The sequence below is a fragment of the Nocardia amamiensis genome, assembly GCF_015477605.1.
Classification (GTDB): Bacteria; Actinomycetota; Actinomycetes; order Mycobacteriales; family Mycobacteriaceae; genus Nocardia; species Nocardia amamiensis_A.
Genome location: NZ_JADLQX010000041.1, coordinates 1 through 24,699, shown reverse-complemented (window position 1 = coordinate 24,699; position 24,699 = coordinate 1). Strand labels below are relative to the sequence as shown.

The following is a 24,699-nucleotide window of genomic DNA, read 5'->3' as shown; positions in this document are numbered from 1 at the left end:
GCCCACGTCCCGGCGATCTGCCGGGCGGACCTCGGTGGTGAAGACGTTAGCTACGGCTGGGTGACCAGCGCTTCTCGATTCCTGATCGCTCGCGTCGACCTTCTTCAGCGGCGGGAAATTTCGTGATACTGTAAGTCACATATACATGCTTCCTGTGCTGGAGGCGCTCATGCCCGACATCGCGCAAGAAGAGATCGTGTGGTCCGCCGCTCCGGGTGCCGAGGGTGGTGGAGCGGCCCTGGACCAGGTCGCGGTCATGACCGGCGCCGCAGCCGTCGTCGCGCTCCTGCTGCTGTGGGTCGGGTATCTGCACCGGACCCGCCGCATCACCTGGCTGCAGCGGCTCGCCGACGGGCTCGGGCGACTGTGCAACCGGCCGGGTTGGGTCGCGCTGCCGCTGGTGATGTTCCTCGCGACGATCCTGACCGCGCTGTTGGGCTTCATCTGGGATGTCAGCTTGCACGTCGGCAACGGTCGCGATGCGGGGCCGCTGGCGAATCCGGCGCACTACTTCATCCTGGCGGGATTGTTCTTCCTGTTCACCGCCGGGATGTCGGCGATCGTCCTCCCGCTGGACGAGAAGCCCGGCGCTGCGGCGGTGCGCGTCACCCGCACCTGGTATGCGCCGGTCGGCGGCATCCTGATCGCCGGTGCCGGCCTCTACGCGTTGATCGCGTTCCCGCTCGACGACGTCTGGCATCGGCTGTTCGGACAGGACGTCACGCTGTGGGGACCGACGCATCTGATGCTCATCGGCGGCGCCGGATTATCGCTGGTCGGTGTGCTGCTGCTGGAGTTCGAGGGCAGGCGCAACCGGCCCGATCCCGGCCGCACCGACGGGCGGCTGATGTGGCTGCTGCGGTCCTGCGCCTTCGGCGGCCTGCTCATCGGCCTGTCGGTGTTCCAGGTCGAATTCGATTTCGGCGTGCCGCAGTTCCGGCTCGTGCTGCAGCCGATGCTCATCGTGGCCGCGGCCACCGTCACCCTCGTCGCCGCCCGCGCGACCCTGGGGCGGGGCGGCACGCTGGTTGTGGTGCTGTTCGCCGCCTTCGTCCGCGCCGTGGTGGCCGTGCTGGTCGGCGGGCCGGTCATCGACGCGCCCCGCAACGTCTTCCCGCTGTATCTCGGCGCAGCCGTCGTGGTGGAACTACTGGCGCTGCTGCCGCTCGCCCGGCGGCCGATCTGGTGGGGTGCGCTCTGCGGACTCGGGATCGCGACGGCGGGGCTGTGGCTGGAATCCCTTTGGGTCCGTGCGATGTTCGTCGACTCGTGGCCGAATGCGATGTGGCCGGAACTTCTTGCGATGGCGGTGCCCACCGGCATCGCGGGCGGTGTCGTCGGCGCGCTTCTGGGCCTGGTGCTGCGAGGCGATGCGCTGCCACGCCCACCGGTGCGACGCGGCCTGATGATCGCCGCGGTCGTGACCGCGGCCGCGGCGACCGCCAACGGGCTGTTCATCGAGGTTCCGGAACAGGCCGACGCCACGGTGGCACTGCGCGACGCCGAATCGGAGACAGGCGGGAGGATGGTGCTCGGCAACATCCGTGTCACTCCTGCCGGTCTCGTCGGCTCCGATCCCGAATGGGTCCAGATCCTGTCCTGGCAGGGCGGGATCGGCGGCGACAGTCCCGGCCGCGGTCTGGTGGTCGACCAACTCCAGCGGGTGGGCCCCGGCCACTATGTGTCGACCAAACCGGTTCCGGCACACGGCACATGGAAGACGGTCCTGCGAATGCAGGATGGTCGCGTTCTGACCGCGGCGCCGATTTTCCTGGCCGCCGACCCGGGTATAGGCGCCGAGGAGGTCCCCGCGCTCGCTTCCTTCACCCGGCCGTTCATCGCCGAGATCACCCTGCTGCAGCGGGAGCGATCGTTCGACTACCCGTCCTGGTTGTTCGGTGCGGCATCGCTGGTCGTGCTGGTGTGCAGCCTGGTCCTCGTCGGAGCACTGTCCTGGGGTGCGGCGCGGATCAACGACCGGTATCCGCACGTGAGCCCGGGGGTGGCGCCGGAGGAATCGGCGGTTTCGCGATGATCCAGGGCTACGACGGTGCAGACCTGTTGGCCGATCATTCGATCCTGCTGGCGATACCCGCTTTCCTGCCAGCGTTGCTCGTGGTCGCGGTCGTAGTGTTCGTGGCCCTGCGGGACCGCCGTGCGGAGGGTGGCGAGCGGACTGCGGGTTCGCCGTCCGAACACGGCGCGGACCAACCATCGAGGCAGCCACCCAAGTCTGTAAGTGACTAGTCGTTATCCTCTGTTCTGCCGCGCCGTTGCAGGGTGGAGTTCTCCTGCTGTCCGGTCGGTTTTCGGCATCTTCTCGTTGAGCCATCCCGATGCGATTCCGGTGATCATGCTGTTCAAGGACGTTGATCGACGTTGTTGTGGCCGATTTTGCTCAGTCGGCCCTCGGTGGGAGTAAATCGCGCAAAGCTCGTACAACACGGCGCAGAGCTTGCTAAGTTAATGAATATTCTTAAACTGAAGGCGCGAACGAGCACTGCTGGCTCTTATTGCATCGTCACGGTGGTGCTCGGGCTCGACGCCATGGTGAGCCCGGTGCGGGCGGAGCCGTGGACCTGGTCGCCGCAGGGTTCGGTGGCAGGCAGTGGGTCCGGGGCCGATCCGATGGGAGTGTGGGACCCCGAGGCCGACGAGCTGGTCGCCGCACTGCTCGACCGGGGAGACGTGCCGAAAGTCAATGAGCTGTTGCGGACCTGGACCAGGAATGGTCAGCCCTTGCCCGCGGGTCTGCCGCCGGACTTGCGTGACTTCATGGAGTACGCCCGTCGGCTGCCGCCGTGGGCCGACCACGGCAAGCTGGCCACCGCGGTGCAGTTCAACAAGAAGCGAGGACTCTACCTCGGTGTGTTGTACGGGCTGGCCAGCGGCATGATGAGCACGGTCATTCCCAAGGAGGCGCGCGCGGTCTACTACTCCAAGGGTGGCCACGATCTGAAGGACCGCATCTCCAAGACCGCGAAACTCGGCTACGACATCGGGACCGCGAATGCCTATGCCCCCGATGGCGAGATGGTCGTAACCTGCGTCAAGACCCGGCTGGTGCATGCCGCGGTGCGTCACCTGCTGCCGCAGTCCCCGTACTGGGTGCACTCCGCTGAGGAGGACATTCCGATCAGCCAGAACGACATGATGGTCACCTGGCACAGCCTGCCCACGACCGTCATGAAGCATCTGACCGCGTGGAAGGTGCCGATTCCCGCCGCCGAGTCCGAGGCTTTCCTGCACTCCTGGCAGCTCTGCGCGCACATGCTCGGCATCCGCGACGAGTACATTCCGGCCTCATGGGACGAGGCCGATGACCAGGCCCGGCAGGTCCTGGACCCGGTACTGGCTCCGACTCCAGAGGGCGCCAAGCTGGCCGACCGGCTCCTCCGCCTCGGCGCCAACCTCGATCTCGCCGTACTCAGCAAGCCGGTCCTCGGCGCGTTCACCCGCTTCCTGCTCGGCGACAAGATCGCCGATGGCCTGGCCATCCCCAGGGAACCGGTCTGGGACCCGCTGCTGCGGGTGAGTTGGGGACCCTTCATCGCCGTCCGCGAAGGCCTGCTCCCCGTTGTCCCGCTCGCGCCGGATGCCTACTGGCTCTTCGACGAATTCCTCCGCCAAGCAGCGCTGATCTACCTCGCCGAACTACGGATGCCGATCAGCATCGAAATCCCGCAGATGAACCGGGACATGAACCGACCGCCGCGCTGATCTTGGGTTCCGGCCTCGGTGACGACTCCCGAAGGGTCGCGCCGACGCCTCGGCAATTGCCGGGTCGGCGGCGCGACACGGATCGAAATCAGCGGCGGTCACGAGCCGAGCTTTCGCCGGTCGCGCGGCATTCGGCACAGCGGACGGGCGGCAGTGCACCCTAGGTGGTGATCTGTTCCCCCTTGGGGGACGGACCCCATCTCTCGGGGGCCTGATACCGGCGGCGCGTCTGGCGGACAGTTGAACCTGTCACCGCCAGCAGACCGGAGGCTCCCATGTCGATCTCCAGCACAATCGCCACCACGGCGGAGCGTCGTGCCACGGTCTCCACCGAAGACGGTGTGGCACTGGCAGTTCGCGAATACGGCCCGCGAGACGCGGACCTCACGGTCGTGCTCCTGCACGGACATTGCCTGCGCACCGAGTCCTGGGCCTACGTCCGCCACGCACTGCTGCGCCGATACACCGGCGCCCGGATCGTGTCCTACGACCACCGCGGCCACGGCGACTCCGCCGTGGCGTCCGGGCGGACCTACAACCTCGAGCAGCTCGGCCACGATCTGCGGGACGTGCTCGACGCTGTCGCTCCCGACGGGCCGGTCGTCCTCGTCGGCCACTCGATGGGCGGCATGACCGCGCTGACCTACGCCAGCCGGTACCCGCACGAGATCGGCACTCGCATCGTCGGCGTCGCGCTCATCGCGACTGCTGCTAGCGGGCTCGCCGACGCCGGTTTCGGCCGCCTCCTGCGCAACCCGGCGGTTTCCGCATTCCAGGCCGCCGTACGACGTGCTCCGGGCGCGATGCACCGCGCGAAGCTGATGGCCTGCAAGTTCCTCGCCCCGCTCGTCCGTACCGCCGAATTCGGCGATCGCGCGGTCAACCCTCGCGTGCTCACCCTCGCCAACGCCATGCGCAACCAGACGCCGATCGTGACGATGGCGAGCTTCTTGAGCGAATTCATGGTCTACGACCGAACCGACGCGCTTGCCGTTCTTTCGAAGATCCCGACCTTGGTGCTCTGCGGCTCGGCCGACCTGATGACGCCGCCGTCGCATTCCGTCGCGATGGCCGCCGCCGTCGAGTATTCGGACCTGGTGCTGGTCGAGGGCGCCGGTCACTCGGTGATTCTCGAGCAGCCGAGGCAGGTGGCCGAGGCGGTTGCGCGCCTGTTGACGCGCGCGGGCGGTACCGGCAAGGTCGAGGGCGCCCACCTCGAACTCGTCGCGTAGCCGGCGCGCACCGGACCGGCGGCTCGACGAGCCTGCCGTCGTTGTTTGGCCCGCGCCGGGCCGGGCAGCCAGGTGATGTGTATGCGAGCGGCAGCGGTGCCTGAGTGCGATTACGGCGCAGTCGACCATACGAGGGCGGCGTCAGGCGACTCCGGCACGGACGCGACTATCTGGCCAAAGGCGGCGTCAGGCGACGCGTCAGCGTTCGGGAACCTTTGCTCGCCAAGGCGGTTCGAGTGGACAGCGCGGTCATCCGCATGCTCCGCCGCATGCAATGATTCTGCTGCCCAGCACGAGGCCCACGGCCGTGTCAGCCGCTCGGCGGTGAGGTATCCGGCCGAGGAACCCGGCCACTTCAGTGGGGTGCCCTCGATCCCAGCGGGTACAACCACCAGGGCACCCCCTCGATCGGTACCGCCGCGACAGATCGGTCCATCCGGCTCGTCTTGGACCCGGGGGTGAATTCGGGATCGGTCCCCATGATGACGCGGCCCTCGCCGTTGACCAGCACTACCCGCTGACCGGATGCCTTGAATCGCGGAAGCAGCACCTCCTCGATCGCGGCAACCGGCACGTCGGCACCGGCGATTCCGAGGAAGGTTCCCGCGGTGGTCGTGACCGGTATAGCGAATGTGCACACGTACTGATCGCTGCACGCGTAATCGAGGGTCGGCCCGTACACCCATCGCCGATGTTCGTCACGGGGGATCGCGAACCAGTCCATTTTGGTGTAGTCGTAGAAGTATTCGCTGTGTGGATTCAGTTCCAGCGTCAGGCGTTGCGGTCCGCGTTCTGCGTCCAGACGCCACCACTCCAGATACAGGGGGCGATCCGCGAGAATGCCCTCGGCCATCACCGCGCCGGCGCCGTCGAAGAGCCTCCCGCGCCGCTCGAGTTCGTCGACGATGGTGTCGCGCAGCGGTGCGAGGTCGGTCGACTGTGGAGCGGACCGCGGCTTCTCGATCAGGCCCTCCCAGAGGGTTGCCAGCGCGGTCCCGATGGTTGCCAGCGACAGATAGACCTCGTCGGCCAGTTTCGTGACGGCATGAGCGAGCGACTCGACGGTCACCGAGGCCGGAAAGTTATCGGTGTCCCTCATCATCACTGAGCTCCAAGCGTAGGGCGACGAGGCGGCGGATCCGTGATTCGGTATGTGATTCTGCCAGCTCTCTCGCTCGGGCATCGTCTTCTCGTTCGATCGCGTCCACCAGGTCACGAAGCGCGGTCGCCTCTACCGACGGATCCAGTTTCAGCCGCGGCAGCCAGAGCAAGGCGGAAAGCTCCGCCTGCAGACCGACCTGGGCGCGGGTCAGCCGGGTGGACTGCGCGCACACCGCCATCTCGATATGAAACCGGCTGTCGGCCCGGCGTGCCGCGACGAGCTCGGTGCTGCCCTGCAGCCGCTCGGCAAGCGCGCGGAGCCGGGCTATATCGGCCCGCAGACCGCGGCGCGCGGCGAACACGGCAGCCGCTCCGGTGACGGCGAAGTGCTCGTCCCCCAGATCGCGCAGCTGCTGGATACTCATCTGCTGCAACCGCACCAGCGAGGTGTTCTCGAGGACCTCCGCCGAGCCGCGGATGAAGCTGCCGCCACCGCGGCCGCGCTTGGTGTAGACGATGCCCTGCTGCCGGAGCGCGGCCAGTGCCTCCCGCAGGGTCATCGTCGACACACCCAACTGGTTGGCGAGATCGGTCTCACTCGGCAACTGCTGGCCATCCGCCATGACGCCGAGGCTGATCGCGGCGGACAGCCGCTGCACCACGGCCTCGGTCTTCGGACCGCCACCCTCGATCGGTGACAGCACGGCGCCGAGTGCGCTCAATCCGGCGCTCTCCTGGTTGGACAACGCGACTCCTCGGGTGGCGGGGATAACACCATTCTAGCCGCTGAAAATTGAATTATGAACTTTAACGTTAGATGTTCACCGGCCACTCTGGATCTGGTTGCATTCGCAATCACAGTGCGGCCGGGTAGGCGGCAACAAGCTGGTCAGAGGTGGTGACGGTCGGGGGTGCGCCGGGGGCTTACGGAATTCTTGCCGAAGATGCATTGAACTATGAAATCTAATGTCTTATGTTCTAGGGTGTGATTTGCCCGAGCGGGCACCGTGAGGCGTCATCGTCACGATCGAAGCAGGAAATTTCCGATGTACGAGAACTCGACCAGGCCTAGCGAGCACCGTCGGTGGTGCGTCCGTGGCGGTGCCGAGTCGGCAGCCGAGATGGCGGTGCACAGCCGACTGCAGCCGGTTGACAGCGGTCCCCGAAGGCTCGGGGTACGCCTACGACTACGGGGGGTCGACGATGGATGACGTACGCCGCACGGAAGTCGACGGACTTCGCGTGACGTGGGGCTTGCTTCAGCACCATCTGATCGCGATCGTCGCCGTGCACAACAAACACGACGCTTCGCCAGTAGTGTCCTTCAGCCCCGGCAACTACCCGGACCTCGTGCGAGCGCGAGAACTCCATCCGGAACTGGCGAGGCTGTGGGACGCGGTCCGCCGCGAATTCTGGGAGAAACTCATCCCGCCGCAGCCGCTGGCGGTCAGGCGGCAGGCGTGGGCATGACCGCGTAGCCGGTCGACTCGGCCGCCGGACCCGAGTGCCGGATGATCACGAGGGCCCGGCCAGGATGCCCGGGTGGTCCGTCAGGGAAGACGCATCAGCTGCCTGGACAGGGTGAATAGACGACGGGCGAGCTTCACCACGGGGATGCCCAGCGGCAGCAGGATGATTGTCACGCACAGCAGCGCACCGACGAGCCATAGCACCGCCGCCAGGATTCCCAGCACCGTTCCGAGCACGGCCGTGAGGAGTCCCACCACCACGTTGAGCAGGCCCTTTAGCAGTCGCATGATGACCTCCTGGTCCTAGTCTGCTCTTTTTCGGACCGGGGTGCACTCGGCGTGGAACCGACCTCCACCAGCACTCTCCAATCCGCGTCCGGCGCAGCGGGATCGCCCGGTACGGTGCCTAGCATGAGCAAGGCGATGGTCGAGCTGTCGCACCCGATCTCGGATGGCATGCTGACCTATCCGGGCCTGCCTGGACCGCGGGTCACCACAGAGTTCCCGCGTGAGCAGTCGTCGCTGATCGACATGAGCTACGACATCGCACGCGTGGATATGGTCGGCAACACCGGGACCTACATCGACGCGCCCTCCCATTTCCACGCCGACGGCGCCGACATCGCCGAGCTGCCGCTGGAACGGCTGTTCAACGTGCCGATCGTGATGATCCGTGTGCCGGGGACTCGCGTGGTCGGGCCGGATGTGCTCGGCGACCCGGCGCGGCTATGGGGCAGGGCGGTGCTCGTGCACACCGGATGGTCGGCGCAGTGGGGTTCGCCCGCATACTGGGGCCCTGGGCATCCATTCCTGGTCGGCGAGGTCGCGGATGCGCTGGTCGCCGCCAATGTGGCGGTGGTGGGAATCGACTCGCTCGACATCGACGACACGTCCCTGCCGACGCGCCCGTGCCACCACGCGCTGCTCGGCGCGGGAATCCCGATCATCGAGCAGATGACGAACCTGGCCGCGGTCCCCGACACCGGTGCCAGGCTGGTCGCACTGCCGGCGCCGATGCGCGGGATGGGCTCGTTCCCGCTGCGCGCGGTCGCCTGGACCGATCACGGCCTCGGTAGCTGAGCAGGCCCGATCCGCGCCGGGCGCGGCCTGCCGCGCACAGGTAAGCCGACAGTCGGGGCCGGGGCATCCGGGCTCTCGGGACGGCCTCGGTCACCGAGGGGTGCAATGGCTGTGCTCGGTGCGGATCGTCGGTGGCGCGCCTGTTGCTCTGGTCGGCGGACGGCCGGTGGCGATCCGGCCGGGACACGGATGGCCGATATTGCTGTATCTTTCCGAAAGCCATGGGATTTGGCCGGCCCATGTGGGCAGCCGGATTTCGCTGGGCTGACGCCGTCGAAGGCGTCCGACCGAGCGTTCGCGGTGGCGCGGTAGACGCTGATGGTCGGGCGCGGAAGCAGTGAGGTATGCGATGCGGGACAGTCGGTGGTGGCGAGCGGCTGCGGCCGCGGTATGCGGAGTCGGGCTGTTGGCGGGGTCGTCGGTGAACGCGGTGGCGGACCCGAGCGGTGACGGCGGTGTGGTCTGGTTGTGCAGGCCGGATCGGGCAGATGATCCGTGCCGGGGGAGCTCGGCGACGACGGTGCGGAGGGCGGGACAGCCCGACGTGCGCGAGGAACCCGCTCCCGCAGGGGATTCGGGGGTGGACTGCTTCTATGTGTATCCGACGGTGTCGTTGGAGCCGACGCCCAACTCCGACACCACCGTGACGCGGGAGGTGCGGGCGGTCGCCGAGCAACAGGCGGCCCGGTTCTCCCAGGTGTGTCAGGTGTACGCGCCGGTGTATCGGCAGCGGACCATCATCGCGTTGGCGACGGAGAGGTCCTACACCCCCGAGCAGCGCGCCGAGATGGCCCGGATCGCATACGAGGACGTGCTGCGGGCGTGGCGGCAGTTCCTCGCCGAGCGCGAGAGCGGCAGGCCGGTCGTGCTGATCGGGCACTCACAGGGTGCGCGCATGCTGCGCCAACTGATCCGGGAGGAGATCGAACCGCGGCAGGCGGTGCGAGACCGGATCCTGTCGGCGATCCTGCTCGGCGGCAATGTGGTGGTGCCGAAGGACGGTGACGTCGGCGGCGACTTCCAGTATCTGCCGCTGTGTCGCAGCGAGCGGCAGACGCGGTGTGTGCTCGCCTGGCAGACCTTCGGCGCAACCCCTGCTGCGGCCAGCCGATTCGGCCGCAACCCGATGACCCCGGAGCCACTGCCGCGGCCGTACGGCCCGGACTACGAGATCGCGTGCACCAACCCGGCGTCGCTGGACCGCAATGAATCCCGCACCGCCGCAACGGTCCTGCGCGTCAGCCCGGTGCCCAGTCCACTCGGCGTCGAGCTGGCGCTGCGCCACGGGCCATCCGCCGTCGTCGCGCCGACCCCGTGGCTGATCCCCGCGGAACGGTACCGGCTCCAGTGCGTGCGCAGCTCCGACGCGACGGCGTTGATGGCGACTCCGGAACCGGGCAGCCCGGAGCTGTACGCCGTCCCGGACGCGACGTGGGGTCTGCATCTGACCGACGTGGAGATCGCGCTGGGCGACCTGGTCCGCATCGTGACGTCCCAGATCGGCGCCTACCACTCGGCGCACCGCTGAGCGGCGGCCGCCGGAGGAATCCTCCGGCGTGCCCGATTATGAAATGTGGCGTACCCGGATCCGTGTGTGCTTCGCTCATCTGGTGGAGACGAGGGCATGAAGGGGCGAATCGACACAACCGGCACGAGGGTCGTGCCGGGACCGGGCTTCAGTGAGGTGAATGCATGAGTGCCGACCCACTGTCTGTCACTGCCGCGGCGCGCACCGAGCAGCGTCCGCCTGCCGAGGCGTTGGCCGTCGACCGGCCCCGGCTCGACGCCTTCGGTGTACCCGAGGCGCTTCGGATGCTCACCATCGCGCTGGTATTCGGTGTCGCCCTCACTCGCCGGGTTATCGTGGAGGCTGCTCGGTCGGTGCCCGGGATGCGCGGGCGTGCCGGTCGGCGAACACGGCGGGAAGTGCTGGCAGACGGCGTCGTCGACGCTTTCGAACGTCTCGGGCCGATGTTCGTCAAACTCGGACAGTTGATCGCGTCGTCTTCCGGCGCGTTTCCTCGTGAGCTGTCCGACGCCTGTCTGCGCTGTCTCGACGATGTGCCGCCGTTCCCGGCCGCCGCGGCGAGGCGGATCGTCGAGGAAGACCTCGGCCGCCCGATCCACGAGATGTTCGCGGAGTTCGACGACGTGCCGCTGTCGGCGGCTTCGGTCGCACAGGTGCACGCCTGTGTGCTCGCCGACGGACGCGAGGCCGTGGTGAAGGTGCAGCGCCCGGGGATCGCACGCCGGATGATCGTCGATCTGCGTGCGGCGCTGGTGCTCGCGAAGCTGCTCGAACGGCGATCCGAGCACGCGCGGATCGCCAACGCCGTCGGCGTGGTGGACGACCTCTACGAAGTCACCGTGGCGGAATTGAACTTCCTGATCGAGGCGGACAATCAGAGCCGCGTCCGCGCCAACCTCGGCGCGTTCGGCGACAATACCGAAGTCGTTGTCCCCGAGGTGTATTGGGAGTTGTGCGGGCCGCGCACCATCGGCATGCAGCGTCTGCGTGGCGTGCCGCTCGACCAGTTCGACGTCGTCGGTGCGCACGCCGATCCGGAGCTGCTGATCCGGCGGCTGGTGAAAGTGTGGCTGGAAGGCGTCATCGTCCACGGCCTGTTCCACGGCGACGTGCACGCGGGGAATCTGTGGCTGCTCCAGGACGGCAAACTGGCGATGCTGGATTTCGGCATCGTCGGCACGATGTCGCCGCCGTGGCGAGCGATGGTCCGGGCGATGTTCTACGCCAGCGCCTTCGACGGAGACTTCACCCCGGTAGCGACCGCGCTGCGCGAACTGGATCTCTTCGCCGAGCAGAGCACCGACAACACCGCGATCGGCAGGCAGCTCGCCATCGTGCTCGGACCGATCCTGTCCGGTGAGCTCGCGCGGCTGGACCTCAAGATGATCACCTCGGCGCTGCTGGATTTCGGCAAGCGGCGTGGCGTCGCCGGACCCGAACAGCTCATCCTGATGGGCAAGCAGCTGGGCTACTTCGAGCGGTACGCGGTCGCACTGGCCCCCGGCTGGCAGCTGGGTCGTGATCTCTACCTGCTGCGCAATGTCTTTCCCGACGAAGTCGCGGCGAAGGCCGAGGAGCGCGGCATCGAACTGCCCGACTGAACTCACGCGGGTGCGGGCATGTCGTAGGCGGGAAGGGGACCGATCCGGTCGGCCGCGCGAAAGCTGCCGTGCTAGCGCTTGGACAGTTCCGATGACGGGGGCGCGGCCTGCGGGGCGACCGATTCCGGCAGGTGTACGAGGATCAGGCCGACGGCCGCGATCAAGAAGTTCTGCAGCGCAGCCGATGACGCGTTCACCTCCTTGTTGGCCCACATGCGGAACCACTCACCGGCGACGGTGAGGAATCCGCCCGCGAACAGCACCACCACCATGGTCCAGCCCAGGCTCGACAGTTTGACCGCCACGCCGAGGCCGGCTCGAAGCCGGCGCGGCCGCCCGGTCAGCACCCGGACCCACACCGCCGTGGCGGCCAGCAGCACGAAAGCGATCAGGAACTCCCAGATCACGATCAGGATGTAGGCGACAAGCGCGACATTGCCGTTCGTGATCGCCCGCCAGTCCGTGCCTGCATTGTGGATCGTCGACCTCATCGACAGCACAGCGGCGACACCGTTTCGGTTGGTGTCGGTGTCCACGCAGTTGGTGACCGCGACGAACAGATAGTAGAACCCGGTGATCGCGGCGAGCGTCGCCACCGCCATCCACCGACTACCGACTATGTCGAGAACCCTTGTACCGCTGTTCCTCATATGCCCTACCTCATGTCGACTGGCATCGATGTCCGGCCTCGTAGGCGGCACGCCACCGGTGCGCCCGATATGAACGCCGTTGCCGCAGTGAAGATTACCGCTGGCTTGCCAGGAGCCTATGGCTGTCGCGCCCGCCGGCGACGCGCCAATGGCTCGGTATGCTTCGTCTCGTGGCATGGGTCTGGTCGCGTTTGTCCAGGAAGCTGAGTCTCGTTCAGCTGGACTGGGTGGCCGTGCTGGCGGCCCTTGTCGTCGCGGTGTCGCTGTTGGCCGATGGCCCTACCGCGGTCGTCGGTGCGGCAGTCGCGTTGGTTTCCTGCTGGCCGTCACCGGGCATTGTGCCCGCTCGCCGCTGTGTCCACCCGGGCAGTCGGCGCCGGGCCCCAACGCGATGAACAGCGTCTTCGTGGCGCTTTCCGCCGACAGAGCGCCCCTGACACCCCTGGACGTCCTCATCCACGAGCACCCGGACGGGTTCCGGCCGCCGTGTAACGCCTGACGGGCTGCGCGGGCTTCGGTTCTTGCCCATGTTCCGTTCCGGCGCGGTCCTTCCGACGACCGGCGTCGCCCCAATCGCACCGCGAAAAGGTCCTTCCCACAACCTCGGCGGTCGATCGTCGCGCTGCCACAGCTGCGAGTCCGGGAGCCCGCCCGGTCAATTCCAAGAAGCCGGCAGGAGGTAAGAAGCGGCGCGGGAGAACCAAGTGACAGGGCGTGGCTGACCTGGGTTGGGAAGCTCGTCCGGTTTGACAGATTTAGGTCTGGCTAACTTAAGCTCCCCTCTCGTGACCTCGACTGATACGACCCGTAGCACCCCGATGTGGCGCCAAGTACCGGCGCTGTTCATCGGGTTTGCGGCGTTGCTGTTGTGTGTCGTGCTCAGTCTTGCCTTGGGGGCACGGTCGGTGCCCATTCCCACGGTCGTCGAGGCTTTGCTCGGCGCGGGACACGGCCGCGACGCCCTGGTGATCACCGGTCTGCGGGTGCCGCGGACGCTCATCGGGCTGGCGGTCGGCGCCGCGCTCGGACTTGCCGGCGCGGTTGTGCAGGGTATTACCCGCAACCCGCTGGCCGCGCCGACCACCCTCGGCATCAATGCCGGCGCCGGACTCGCCGTCGTCACGGCGATCTACGCCTTGCGCCTGTCACATCCGGTGCAGTACGTGGGATTCGCCTTCGCGGGTGCGGCCGCCGCCGCGATGTTCAGCCTGGCGCTGGGGCGGCGGGCCGGTGACCTGGATCCGGTGCGTCTCGTCCTCGGTGGCACCGTGCTGCAACTGGTTCTGGTGTCGTGGACGTCGGCGGTGCTGCTGTTCAGCGAGCGAACACTGGACGAGGCCAGGTTCTGGCTGGCCGGTTCGATCGCGGGACGAGATCTCGACGTGCTGGCGCCGATGCTGCCGACGTTGGCCATCGGCGTGGTCCTGGGCCTCGCGATCGGTCCGGCGCTGAACACCCTCGCGCTGGGTGATGATTCGGCGCAGGCACTCGGTGTGCCGGTGGCGCGGATTCGATTCGCGGGAATGGCGGCGGTCGTGCTACTGGCCGGTTCGGCGGTCGCGATCGCTGGGCCGATCGCGTTCATCGGGTTGGCCGCACCGCATCTAGTGCGGTTGCTGGTGGGTGGTGACCACCGGCTGGTGATTCCGGGATGCCTGCTCGCCGGTCCGCTGTTGCTGCTGTCGGCCGATATCGTGGGCCGGCTCATCGCGCGGCCGTCGGAGGTGGAGGCCGGGATCGTCACGGCATTCCTCGGCGCAGCGCTGCTGGCCGTGCTGGCTCGTCGGACGGAGCGTCGATGAGCAACGGGGTCTCGGTAGGCCAGGATGAGTCGGATCGGCTCGGTTCGCGGAAGCTTTTGCCTGGCAGCATGATTCGATCGGTCACCGCTGCGCCTCGGTCGGTCGTCGTTGCGCGCCGCCGCCGTGTCGTGTCGGTCGGCGCCGGGTGTGGTGGGGTAGCGGTGATCCTGCTGGTGGTCGCGCTGTCCTCGGGGGAGGTGGACATGCCGGCGGCGACGGCGTTGGGCGCCGCACTCGGATTCGGTGACGCCGGGGACGTCTACATCGTCCAGCAGTTCCGGGCGCCGCGAGTGGTCGCCGGGCTGATCGCCGGGGCCGGGCTGGCCGTGGCCGGAGCGGTGCTGCAAAGGCTGTTCCGCAATCCGTTGGCCTCGCCGGACGTCATGGGCGTGACGGGTGGGGCTTCGCTGGGTGCGGTCGTCGTGCTCGCGGCTGGTGCCGCGCAGACGCTGATTCCGTTCGGTGCGCTCGCGGGTGGGGTGTTCGCGGCGGTGCTGCTGGGTGTGCTCGGCCGGGCCGGGCTGCCGGTGAACCGTTTGGTGCTGGTGGGGCTCGCTGTGCAGGCCGGGCTGGCGGCGGCGGTGAATCTGATCGTGGTGCGTTTCCCGAAAGAGCTTGCGGGGTCGGCGATGCAGTGGACGGCGGGCTCGCTGTATGGCCGGACGTGGATCGAGGTGCAGGGTGCGGCGGTCGCGTCGGTTGTGGTGCTGGTGGCGTTGTTGGTGCAGTACCGGACGTTGGCGGTGCTGGATCTGGGTGAGGAGTCGGCGGGCACGCTCGGTGTCGCGGTGTCGTCGGCGCGGCTGCGGTTGTTGGTGACGACCGTCGTGTTGGCCGCGCTCGCCGCGGCGCTGAGCGGGCCGATCGCGTTCGTGGCGTTGGCGGTGCCGCAGCTGGTGCGCATGGTCGCGGGTCCGCCGACGGCCGCCACCCTGGCTGTCACTGGGCTGTTGGGTGCGACGCTGCTGGTGGGCTGTGATCTGGTCGCGCAGCATCTGCTGCCGGTCGCGGTGCCGGTCGGTGTGGTCACCGCCACGGTCGGCGCGCCGTGGCTGTTGATTCTGCTGCTGCGTGAGGGCAGCCCGGCCCATCGGAGGACCGGATGAGCGACGGAAATCTGTCTGGAGCGAGGACTCCGGAGAGGTCGAGGCGGCAGCTATCGGAGGACTGCATGAGCGAGGGAAACACCGGCGCGACGGGTGCCGGTCTGGACCAGGGCGAGCGTCAGCCGACCGCGGTGGCGGCCGTGGCTGTGGGCGCGGGCGTGTGCACGGGCGTGGGCGTGGCCACGAGTGCGGGCGGGCGTGTGGGTGCGGGTGGCAATGTGCTGGCCACCCACGATCTGGTGCTGCGCTACGGGGATCGTGGCGTGATCGGCGGGCTGGATCTGGTGTTGCCCGGCGGTGCGGTCACCGCGATCGTCGGACCGAACGCTTGCGGCAAATCGACGCTGTTACGCGGGCTTTCGCGGTTGCTGCGTCCGTCGGGGGGAACGGTCACCTTGGACGGTGCGGATATCCATCGGATGTCGGCGCGGGCTCTGGCGTTGCGGCTGGGTCTGCTGCCGCAGCAGCCGATCACTCCGGAGGCGATCACGGTGGAAGCGCTGGTGCGGCTGGGCCGTTATCCGCATCAGCGCATGTTGAGCCCGTGGTCGGCGGCGGATCAGGCGGCGGTGGAGAATGCTCTGCGGCGCACCGGAACCGATGTGTTGCGTGACGAGCCGGTCGACCGGCTTTCGGGTGGGCAGCGGCAGCGGGCCTGGATCGCGTTGGCGCTGGCGCAGGAGACCGACCTGCTGCTGCTGGACGAGCCGACCACCTTTCTGGATCTGCGTCATCAGCTCGACGTGCTGGATCTGGTCGCCGAACTGCACACTGCGGCAGGCCGCACCGTCGTCATGGTGTTGCACGACCTCGGTCAGGCCGCCCGCTACGCCGACCACCTCGTCGTACTACACGACGGCCGGCTCGCCGCCGCGGGTGCGCCCGCCGAGGTGCTGGACGCCGAGCTGGTCCGAACGGTATTCGGCGTCGACTGCCGAGTGATTCCCGACCCCGAGACCGGCACCCCGCTGGTCGTGCCCAAAAGCCGTGCCGCGCGGCACAGACATCACAATGACCACGCCCTCACCCCGTCGGAGTGACGGCCGCTTCTACCGCTGAGAGACGAGGATCATCATGACCATCCGGCGATGCCGCCTGCGCCGAGCAGGTCGCGTCACAGTTGCGCTGTTCGCGGCCGCGATCGGCATGTCCGGACTGACCGGGTGCGGAACAAGCTCCACCACAATGGATTCGGTGATGCCGGCCGCCGACCCGGCGAGTTTCCCGCGCACTGTCGACACTGTCATGGGGCAGGTGACGATCCCCCGGGTACCGCAGCGTGTGGTGGTGCTCGACACGGCCGAGCTCGACTCGGTGACCCTGCTCGGTGTCAAGCCGCTCGGGGCAGTGGTGCCGCACACGAAAACCCGGGGCGGATTTCCGGATTACCTGGCCGGCAAAGTCGACGGAGTGATCGATGTCGGACCGATGCAAGAGCCGAATCTGGAACGCATCGCCTCCCTGAAACCGGATCTGATCCTGTCGTCGAAGATCCGGCACGAAAAGATCTACGACAAGCTCTCCGGCATAGCGCCCACCGTGTTCACCGAAACCGTCGGCGGCCCGTGGAAGGCCAATCTCGCATTGCACGGCACGGCGCTCGGCCTGGAGACGCAAGCCGCCGACGCGCTGAGACAGTACGAGGACCGCGCTCGTGCGCTCGGCGCCGACATCAAGGCCGGGCACAATGGCAGGCTGCCCACCGTGTCGGTGGTCCGCTTCCTCGCCGGACCGACCCGGCTGTATCAGAGCAACTCCTTCAGCGGCGTGGTGCTCGCCGATATCGGGTTGCCGCGCCCGGCCTCCCAGATCTCGAACGATCCGAAGAAGATCATGAAAGAGGTCAGCCCGGAGCAGATCGACCAGGCCGACGCGGATCTCATCTTCGTCGCCACCATCGACGATCCGGGCAAGACCCAGAAGAACGCCGTCACCACCAGCCCGGTCTGGCGCGATCTGCCCGCGGTGAAGAGCGGGAAGGTCATCGAGGTCCCCGACGAGACCTGGATGTCGGGCATCGGCGTCCAGGCCGCCGACCGGATGCTCGCCGACGTAGCCGAGGCGACCGGCACGCGACCATCACGGTAGGCATCACCCCGGCTTCTCAACTGTGGGTACACGCCACTATGGACCGACATGAGAGGTGCTAGCCAAAGCGGTTGCACGGCATGGCTTTCGAGGTGCGCGTGCATTATCTGATCGGTGTCGCCGGGCTGGCGTTCTTCCTGCTGCTGGCGTGGTTGCCCAGTACCGACCGGCGCGCCGCGGGCGGCAGGCTGCCGCGGATCGCGATCCTGCTGGCCGTGCAGATTGCGCTCGGTTTCCTGCTGCTCAAAACCGGGATCGGGCGCACCGTAGTTCGCGCGGTCAGCGAAACTTTCGACCACTTACTCGGCTATGCCGCCCAGGGCACGGCGTTCGTGTTCGGCGACCTGCCCACAACTGGCGCCAGCGGACCGGCGTTCCTGTTCGCGGTCCTGATGCCGATCGTGTTCGTCTCCGCCCTGATCGGCATCCTGCAGCACCTGCGGGTGCTGCCGCTGATCATCACATACCTCGGCCTGCTGCTGTCGTGGGTGAGCGGCTTCGGCAAGATCGAATCGTTCAACGCGGTCGCCTCTGCCATCCTCGGTCAGTCCGAGGTGTTCATCTCGTTGCGCGCGATGCTGGACGACATCCCGCCGCAGCGGATGTACACCCTGGCCGCATCGGCGATGTCGACGGTCTCCGCGTCCGTCCTCGGCGCCTACATGCAGCTCATCGACCCGAAGTACGTGATCGCGGGGATCATGCTCAACATGGTCGGCGCGTTCGTGGTGTGTTCGCTGATCAATCCCTACCCGGTCACCGCCGCCGACGATGCCGAGCTGCTCGGCGAGGAAATCGTCGACAGCCGCAAACCGCAATCGTTCTTCGAGATGCTTACCGAGTACATCCTGGTCGGGTTCAAGGTCGCCTTCACCGTCGCGGCCATGCTGATCGGATTCATCGCCCTGCTGGCCATGATCAACGGACTCTTCGCCGCCCTCTTCCACGGCACCACGTTCCAAGATGTGATGGGGCACGTCTTCGCGCCGCTGGCCTGGCTGACCGGCGTCCCGTGGCACGAAGCGGCGGACGCGGGCCGGTTCATGGGCACCAAACTGGTGTCCAACGAGGTCGTCGCCATGCAGGAACTGAGCAGGCAACACGATGGACTGTCCGACCGCACCGTCGCGATCGTGTCCACCTATCTGGTGTCGTTCGCGAACTTCGCCACCATCGCCATCGTCACAGGCGCGGTCCGAAGTCTGAGCGAGAAGCAGGGCACCGTCATCGCCCGCAACGGACTCCGCCTGCTCTATGGCGCCACGCTGGTCAGCCTGCTGTCCGCCACCATCGTCGGCCTCCTGAGTTAGGCCCAAGCCAGGGTCAGTGGTGGATGTATCCCACGGTGAACGGCGCATCGCCCAGTCGCGGGGCGATCGATTCACCGCCGAGTGCCTCCCGCAGTACGGCTTGCTCGTCCTGGATGACGTGCATCACGGCGTTGATCAGGGCGAGGTGGGTGAACGCCTGGGGGTAGTTGCCCCAGTGCCTGCCGGTGCGCGGGTCGATCTCCTCCGCGTAGAGGCCGAGGGGGCTGGCGTAGCCGAGCAGTCTCTCGCACAGCTGTTTGGCTCGCTTCTTTTCCCCGATCTCCGACAGCGCCGAGACCAACCAGAACGAGCAGATCGTGAAAGCGCCTTCTTCCCCGGCGCATCCGTCGTCGGTCTCCTCGACGCGGTACCGCAGGACGAGTCCGTCTTCGGTCAGTTCGTCGGCGATGGCCAAGACCGTGTTGCGTACCCGCTCGTCGTCGGGAGGAAGGAAGCGAACCAGCGGGATGAGCAGGGCCGAGGCATCCAGCGCCGTGCCGCCGTAGTACTGGGTGAACACCTGCCGGGAGTCGACGGCGTGCGTGCAGATGTCGGCGTGGATTTCGTCGGCGGCCTGCTGCCAGCGACGCGCGCGGTCGAAGTCTTGGTGGATGCGGGCCAGCCGGGCGCCGCGATCGGCGGCGACCCAGCACATCACCTTGCTGGAGGTGAAGTGCTGCGGCTTCCCGCGCACTTCCCAGATGCCGTGGTCGGGCTCTCGCCAGTAGGTGAGGGCGCTTTTGACCGCCCGGCCCAGCAGCGGCCAGGCCCGCGCGTCGATTTGATCTTGGTGGCGGCCATAGAGGTAGACCGAATCCAGTACCGTGCCCCACACATCGTGCTGACGTTGCCGGTATGCGTCGTTGCCGACGCGCACGGGACCGGCATTGTCGTAGCCGCGCAGGTGGGGAAGGGTCTGCTCGGTGAGGTCGGTTTCGCCGCCGATGCCGTACACGATCTGCATGTCCCTGGCTTCTTCGGTCAGGCTGAGGATGTAGGAGAAGAAGTCGTTGGCCTCCCAGGTGAAGCCCAGCGTGTACAGGCCCCACAGCGCGAACGCGGAGTCGCGGACCCACGAATAGCGATAGTCCCAATTGCGTTGTCCGCCCGGGGTTTCGGGCAGTGACGTGGTCGCTGCCGCGCTTATCGCGCCGGTGGGGGCGAAAGTCAGGCCCTTGAGGGTCAGTGCGCTGCGGGTGAGCTGGGTTGTCCACGGATGGTCCGGAAACCGGCCGCCGGCCAGCCAGTGCCGCCAGTGGTGGATCGTCTGCACCAGCCGTTCATCGGCCTCGTCAACGGCGATCGGGGCCTCGCGACTGCCCCACGAGAGCGCGCAGAAGCGTGTGTCGCCCGCCTTCAGCAGGGTGCGGGCGACCGCATGCGTCCCTTCCAGCCCCAGACGCATGTCGGTGCTCAACGTCAGCCGAAGATCGGTCCCGTCTGCGCTGGCCTGTGCGAGGTGGTAGCTGTCGACGTATTCCCACTGAGCGCGATGCCTGCCGTAGTCGAAGGACGGATGGCAGTCCATGCCGAATTGGATCTGCCCGGTCTCACAGTGCACGGTCCGCAGCAGAATGTGCTCGGCGTCGTAGTCGGTGGGCGTCCGGCGATGGGCGCTCCGGCCGGGTGTCTGGTGCCGCCACGGCCCGACGAGCAGCGCGTCGCGCACCGTCGCCCACCCTTCCCCGCTGCGCCAGGTCGTCTCCATGACCATGGTGCCCGGGACGTAGCGGCGATCGGTCGGCACCATGAAGTCGGCCGGGGCGAACCGGAAGGACCCGGCGGAACGATCGAGGACGGCGGCGAAGATGCTGGGGGCGTCCATACGGGGCAGACACATCCACTCGATGGCTCCGCTGGGAGCGATGAGGGCGGTGACCTCGCAGTCGGAGATGAAACCGTAGTCATCGATAGGCGGGAACGCCGTGAGCCGCGGTGTGCGTTCGATCTCGTCGTCCATGGGCTGCTCCATCGTCATCTCGGCGCTGACTATGGCTGGTTATTCCACGCGATCTCCTGGTGAACCGCCGTCTGTCGAGCAGACTGCGAGCTGGATCGGGGACCCGAATGCTATGGCGTTTCCAAAAGCCCACCACCTTGCCGGTCGAATCGGCAACCCCCGCCGTGCGCTACGACCCGATGAGGAGGAAACCAGTCACGGGTGCGCGGAAGCAGACGCACGGTCGGCCCCGGCCTCGGGGCTCGCTCGGTAGTATCGGGGCTGAGTGGTCACGTCGGCCGTACTCCGTTCGGCTCGGCGCAGCCACAGGAGTGGGAGATGAGCGCACGCGACGGCCCCGGCCTGCGGCGGTTGCATCGCAGCACTCGGGTGCTGGTGGTCGCCGCCACGGTGTTCGTCGTGTCGCTGCTGATTGTTCCCCGGCTGATCGGTGCCTATGTCAGCTGGCTGTGGTTCGGTGAAGTCGGATTCCGTGGTGTCTGGGCCACGGTGCTGTTCACGCGGGTGTCGCTGTTCATCGTGGTCGCGTTGTTCATGGGGGGCGTGCTGTTCGCGGCGATGTGGCTCGCGTTCAGGTTCCGGCCCCTCTTCCTACCCGATGCCGGGGAAGAAGACGGCCTCCGGCCGTATCGGTCGATGGTGATCCGGTGGCCGGTGCGGTTCGGGTTGGGCATCGCAGCGTCGCTGGGCCTCATCTGCGGCCTCATCGGACAGTCCAGCTGGATGACTGTCCAATTGTTTCTGCATGGCGGCGCCTTCGGAGTATCGGATCCCGAATTCGGACACGACATCGGATTCTTCGTCTTCGATCTGCCTTTCTACCGGCTTGTCGTGAACTGGCTGTTCGCCGCCGCGATCCTGGCGTTCCTGGCCAGCCTCGCGACGCACTACCTGTTCGGGGGGCTGCGGCTGTCCGGAAGCGCGCCCGGCCTGACCCATGCGGCGCGGGTGCAACTCGCGGTGCTGGCGGGCACGTTCATCGCCGTGAAGGCAGCCGCCTACTGGCTCGATCGCTACTCGCTGCTGTCGAGCCGCCGCAAGGAACCCACCTTCGCCGGCGCCGGCTACACCGACATCAACGCGGTGCTTCCGGCCAGGCTCATTCTCTTCGCGATCGCGGTCATCTGCGCCGCGGCGGTCTTCGCCGCCGTCGTCGTCCGGGACCTGCGCATTCCCGCGATGGCGGCCGCGCTACTGCTGTTGTCGTCGATCCTGGTAGGGGCCGTCTGGCCGCTGGCCGTCGAGCAGTTCTCGGTCCGCCCGAACGCGGCGGACATGGAACGCGCCTATATCGAACGCAACATCGCGGCTACCCGCCAGGCGTACGGGATCGGCCACGACCGCGTCGAATACCAGGCCTACTCCGGAGTCGGCACCAAGCGTCCGTCCGAGGTGCCGGCGGACGTGACCACGATCGCCAACGCCCGACTGCTCGATCCGAACGCGCTCTCGCGAACGTTCACCCAGCAGCAACAGCTGAAGAACTTCTACAGCTTCCCGGCGCATCTGGACCTGGATCGTTACCGCATCGGCGCAGAACAGCGCGACTACGTGGTCGCGGCCCGCGAGCTGACTCCCAGCGCGCTGAGCGGCAACCAGCGCCACTGGGTCAATCGGCACACCGTCTACACCCATGGAAACGGGTTCGTCGCCGCGCCGGCCAACCGCGTCAACGCGGCGGTCCGCGACGCCGCGGGCGATGCCGCCAGCAGCAACAGCGGATACCCGATCTACACGGTGAGCGACATCGCCTCGCAGGCATCCGGGCAGCAAATGATCCCGGTGGATCAGCCTCGCGTCTATTACGGCGAAGTGATCGCCCACGCCAGCCCCGACTATGCGATCGTCGGCGGCGGCACCGAACCCCGCGAGTACGACACCGACACCACCAAGTACACCTACGACGGCGCCGGCGGCGTCCCGATCGGGAACTGGGTCAACCGCCTCGCCTTCGCCGTGACCTACACCGAGCGCAACATCATTTTCTCGAAGGCCATCGGTCCCGAATCGAAGATCATCTTCAATCGGGACCCGCGCCATCGCGTCGAACTCGTCGCGCCGTGGCTGACGACCGACCACAATCCCTACCCGGCGGTCGTCGGTGGCCGGATCGTGTGGATCGTCGACGCATACACGACTATCGACGGCTATCCGTATGCCAAGCGCAGCTCGCTCGGGGCCCCGGAGCCGGACAGCGATGCCCAACTGGCTCGGCAGATCTCCTACGTGCGGAATTCGATCAAGGCCACCGTCGACGCCTATGACGGCACGGTCACCCTCTACCAGGTCGACAGACAGGACCCGGTTCTGGCGGCATGGATGGAGATCTTCCCGGGCACGGTCGAACCCGAGGAGTCGATCAGCGCGGAACTGCGGGCCCACTTCCGCTACCCGGAGGACCTGTTCACCGTCCAGCGCGAGATGCTCGCCAGATACCACGTGGACGAACCGCGAGAGTTCTTCACTACGAACGCGTTCTGGTCCGTGCCCAGTGATCCGACTGTCGAAACCAACCCGCACCAGCCGCCGTTCTACGTCCTGCTCGGCGACCAGTCCACCGCCCAGCCGTCATTCCGGCTGGCCAGCGCGATGGTCGGATACAACAGGGAATTTCTGTCCGCCTACGTCTCCGCGCACTCCGATCCGGACAATTACGGCAAGATCAGCGTCCTGCAGCTGCCCACCGACACCCTCACCCAGGGTCCGCAGCAGATCCAGAACTCGATGATCTCCGACACCAGAGTGGCGTCCGAGCGGACCCTGCTCGAGCGTTCGAACCGGATCCAGTACGGCAACCTGCTCACCCTGCCGATCGCCGACGGCGGTGTGCTCTACGTCGAGCCTCTGTTCACCGAGCGGATCTCGACCGCACCGAACGGATCGACCTTCCCACAGCTGGCGCGAGTACTCGTCAGCTACCGCGAACCCGGCACCGGCGGCGTCCGCGTGGGGTACGCCCCCACCCTCGCCGAGGCGCTCGATCAAGTGTTCGGTCCCGGCACCGGCCAGCTCGCCACCGCGCCCGGCACGGGCCCCTCCGCCCCGCCGCCACCGGGCCAGCAACCCCCGTCACCACCACCGGCAGCGCTTCCGCCGGCGCAGTCCCCGTCGGCTGCGGATCAGGCTAAGATCGCCGAACTCAACGCGCAGATCGATGCCATCCGCGCGGCCTTGGACCGCCTCCAACAGCAGTTGAAAGACCTGGAACGCTCCGGTCGATGACGCTTGCGTCACCCGTCGGCGGGCGCAGTGTTCGACCTGTGCGGCCTGGGACCCGCGGGATGTCGTTGGTCACAAAAACTGTTCATCGCCCGCCGAAACGGGTAAACCAGGCGACCTTTCCCAGGTTCGGTGGGCGGACGCGATCGTCGTTCGCTATATTCCGACAGCACGCTCGGGTCATGGGTTCACGCATTTGAAGCAGCGCTTCTGGCTCCATAGCCAGGGCGAACCATGATCGATCAGAGAGTGAACTTGCCGCCGTATGACCCCGTCACGTCGTTCCGCACGTCGTACCCGTCCCTCACGAGCACGGAGCCTCCTGTTTCCGCAGTTGCTCACCGCCGCGGTCGACACAGCGTTCGACTCCGCCGCGCTGCGATACAACCCGACTGGCGATCCGGCTGACCAGCGTGAGCTGACCTATCGGGATCTGGACGAGGCGTCGTCGCGGCTGGCCCGTTACCTGATCGGGTACGGCGTGGGTCCGGGGGACTTCGTCGCGGTGGCGATCACGCGTTCGGTCGAGTCGGTGCTGGCGATGTGGGCGGTCGCGAAGACGGGCGCCGCGTATGTGCCGGTGGACCCGGGCTATCCGGCGGATCGAATCGCGCACATGCTGTCGGATTCCGGTGCTGTGCTGGGTGTGACTCTCGGCGCGCATCGTTCGGGGTTGCCCAGTGACGGCATCGAGTGGATCGAGCTCGATGTGCCGGTGCATCGGGAGAAGATCGCTGTGGAGGCGGCGCATTCGGTGTCGTATCTGGATCGGCTGCGTCCGTTGTCGGAGCAGCATTTGGCGTATGTGATCTATACGTCGGGGTCGACGGGTA

The 24,699-nt window shown here is 67.2% G+C and carries 20 protein-coding genes; 15 read left to right on the top strand and 5 right to left on the bottom strand.

Going from position 1 to position 24,699, the window contains the following annotated elements:
* Positions 1 to 169: 169 nt before the first annotated feature.
* The 3 genes from IU459_RS33065 to IU459_RS33055 all read left to right on the top strand — a co-directional run bounded on the left by IU459_RS33065 (position 170) and on the right by IU459_RS33055 (position 4,952).
* On the top strand, positions 170 to 2,035 hold the full coding sequence (locus tag IU459_RS33065; protein WP_195133527.1) for a hypothetical protein: 1,866 nt from the start codon (positions 170 to 172) through the stop codon (positions 2,033 to 2,035).
* A 431-nt stretch (positions 2,036 to 2,466) separates the two neighbouring features.
* Complete coding sequence (locus tag IU459_RS33060; protein ID WP_195133526.1) at positions 2,467 to 3,720, top strand: oxygenase MpaB family protein; 1,254 nt, start codon at positions 2,467 to 2,469, stop codon at positions 3,718 to 3,720.
* 275 nt (positions 3,721 to 3,995) lie between these two features.
* Entirely contained in the window at positions 3,996 to 4,952 is a 957-nt protein-coding gene (locus IU459_RS33055; RefSeq protein ID WP_195133525.1) for an alpha/beta fold hydrolase, read from the top strand.
* A 355-nt stretch (positions 4,953 to 5,307) separates the two neighbouring features.
* Here IU459_RS33055 and IU459_RS33050 read toward each other — a convergent pair whose 3' ends face one another.
* On the bottom strand, positions 5,308 to 6,051 hold the full coding sequence (locus tag IU459_RS33050) for a PDC sensor domain-containing protein (RefSeq protein ID WP_195133524.1): 744 nt from the start codon (positions 6,049 to 6,051) through the stop codon (positions 5,308 to 5,310).
* A complete protein-coding gene (locus IU459_RS33045) occupies positions 6,035 to 6,799 on the bottom strand; it encodes a FadR/GntR family transcriptional regulator (protein ID WP_228838852.1) in 765 nt (254 codons plus the stop codon). The genes IU459_RS33050 and IU459_RS33045 overlap by 17 nt, the downstream gene beginning before the upstream one ends.
* A 403-nt stretch (positions 6,800 to 7,202) precedes the next feature.
* On the opposite strand from IU459_RS33045, the gene IU459_RS33040 reads away from it, so the two are divergent.
* A complete protein-coding gene (locus tag IU459_RS33040; RefSeq protein ID WP_195133523.1) occupies positions 7,203 to 7,523 on the top strand; it encodes a hypothetical protein in 321 nt (106 codons plus the stop codon).
* An 80-nt stretch (positions 7,524 to 7,603) separates the two neighbouring features.
* Here the strand turns inward: IU459_RS33040 and IU459_RS33035 are convergent, their stop codons facing one another.
* Positions 7,604 to 7,810 carry a hypothetical protein gene (locus IU459_RS33035; RefSeq protein WP_195133522.1) on the bottom strand — a complete coding sequence of 69 codons (207 nt, stop codon included), beginning with the start codon at positions 7,808 to 7,810 and terminating at the stop codon, positions 7,604 to 7,606.
* Positions 7,811 to 7,933: 123 nt separating this feature from the next.
* On the opposite strand from IU459_RS33035, the gene IU459_RS33030 reads away from it, so the two are divergent.
* The 3 genes from IU459_RS33030 to IU459_RS33020 all read left to right on the top strand — a co-directional run bounded on the left by IU459_RS33030 (position 7,934) and on the right by IU459_RS33020 (position 11,731).
* Positions 7,934 to 8,602, top strand: a complete 669-nt coding sequence (locus tag IU459_RS33030) for a cyclase family protein (RefSeq protein ID WP_195133521.1) — start codon at positions 7,934 to 7,936, stop codon at positions 8,600 to 8,602.
* A 349-nt stretch (positions 8,603 to 8,951) separates the two neighbouring features.
* Positions 8,952 to 10,130 (top strand): DUF3089 domain-containing protein, encoded by a 1,179-nt coding sequence (locus IU459_RS33025; RefSeq protein ID WP_195133520.1) that lies wholly within the window; start codon positions 8,952 to 8,954, stop codon positions 10,128 to 10,130.
* A 164-nt stretch (positions 10,131 to 10,294) separates the two neighbouring features.
* Positions 10,295 to 11,731: an ABC1 kinase family protein gene (locus tag IU459_RS33020; protein WP_195133519.1), complete on the top strand. Its 1,437-nt coding sequence runs from the start codon at positions 10,295 to 10,297 to the stop codon at positions 11,729 to 11,731.
* Between the two features lie 71 nt (positions 11,732 to 11,802).
* Here IU459_RS33020 and IU459_RS33015 read toward each other — a convergent pair whose 3' ends face one another.
* Positions 11,803 to 12,381 carry a DUF2165 domain-containing protein gene (locus IU459_RS33015; protein ID WP_195133518.1) on the bottom strand — a complete coding sequence of 193 codons (579 nt, stop codon included), beginning with the start codon at positions 12,379 to 12,381 and terminating at the stop codon, positions 11,803 to 11,805.
* Between the two features lie 273 nt (positions 12,382 to 12,654).
* Here IU459_RS33015 and IU459_RS40215 point away from each other — a divergent pair, with 273 nt between their 5' ends.
* The 6 genes from IU459_RS40215 to IU459_RS32990 all read left to right on the top strand — a co-directional run bounded on the left by IU459_RS40215 (position 12,655) and on the right by IU459_RS32990 (position 18,687).
* Positions 12,655 to 12,873 (top strand): DUF6412 domain-containing protein, encoded by a 219-nt coding sequence (locus IU459_RS40215; RefSeq protein ID WP_369123103.1) that lies wholly within the window; start codon positions 12,655 to 12,657, stop codon positions 12,871 to 12,873.
* 293 nt (positions 12,874 to 13,166) lie between these two features.
* A complete protein-coding gene (locus tag IU459_RS33010) occupies positions 13,167 to 14,183 on the top strand; it encodes a FecCD family ABC transporter permease (protein WP_324199119.1) in 1,017 nt (338 codons plus the stop codon).
* A 68-nt stretch (positions 14,184 to 14,251) separates the two neighbouring features.
* On the top strand, positions 14,252 to 15,289 hold the full coding sequence (locus tag IU459_RS33005) for a FecCD family ABC transporter permease (RefSeq protein ID WP_195133517.1): 1,038 nt from the start codon (positions 14,252 to 14,254) through the stop codon (positions 15,287 to 15,289).
* Between the two features lie 218 nt (positions 15,290 to 15,507).
* Positions 15,508 to 16,329 carry an ABC transporter ATP-binding protein gene (locus IU459_RS33000; RefSeq protein WP_440446551.1) on the top strand — a complete coding sequence of 274 codons (822 nt, stop codon included), beginning with the start codon at positions 15,508 to 15,510 and terminating at the stop codon, positions 16,327 to 16,329.
* A gap of 34 nt (positions 16,330 to 16,363) precedes the next feature.
* Positions 16,364 to 17,377, top strand: a complete 1,014-nt coding sequence (locus IU459_RS32995) for an ABC transporter substrate-binding protein (protein WP_195133515.1) — start codon at positions 16,364 to 16,366, stop codon at positions 17,375 to 17,377.
* Between the two features lie 80 nt (positions 17,378 to 17,457).
* Positions 17,458 to 18,687, top strand: a complete 1,230-nt coding sequence (locus IU459_RS32990) for a nucleoside transporter C-terminal domain-containing protein (RefSeq protein ID WP_195133514.1) — start codon at positions 17,458 to 17,460, stop codon at positions 18,685 to 18,687.
* A 13-nt stretch (positions 18,688 to 18,700) separates the two neighbouring features.
* Here IU459_RS32990 and IU459_RS32985 read toward each other — a convergent pair whose 3' ends face one another.
* The gene (locus IU459_RS32985) at positions 18,701 to 20,647 is read right to left on the bottom strand and encodes a glycoside hydrolase family 15 protein (RefSeq protein ID WP_195133513.1); all 1,947 of its coding nucleotides are present in this window, start codon (positions 20,645 to 20,647) and stop codon (positions 18,701 to 18,703) included.
* 318 nt (positions 20,648 to 20,965) lie between these two features.
* On the opposite strand from IU459_RS32985, the gene IU459_RS32980 reads away from it, so the two are divergent.
* Together IU459_RS32980 and IU459_RS32975 are read left to right on the top strand one after the other, a co-directional pair.
* Positions 20,966 to 23,869, top strand: a complete 2,904-nt coding sequence (locus tag IU459_RS32980) for a UPF0182 family protein (RefSeq protein WP_195133512.1) — start codon at positions 20,966 to 20,968, stop codon at positions 23,867 to 23,869.
* A gap of 331 nt (positions 23,870 to 24,200) precedes the next feature.
* A partial coding sequence (locus tag IU459_RS32975) for an AMP-binding protein (protein WP_324199118.1) occupies positions 24,201 to 24,699 on the top strand: 499 nt, incomplete at its 3' end.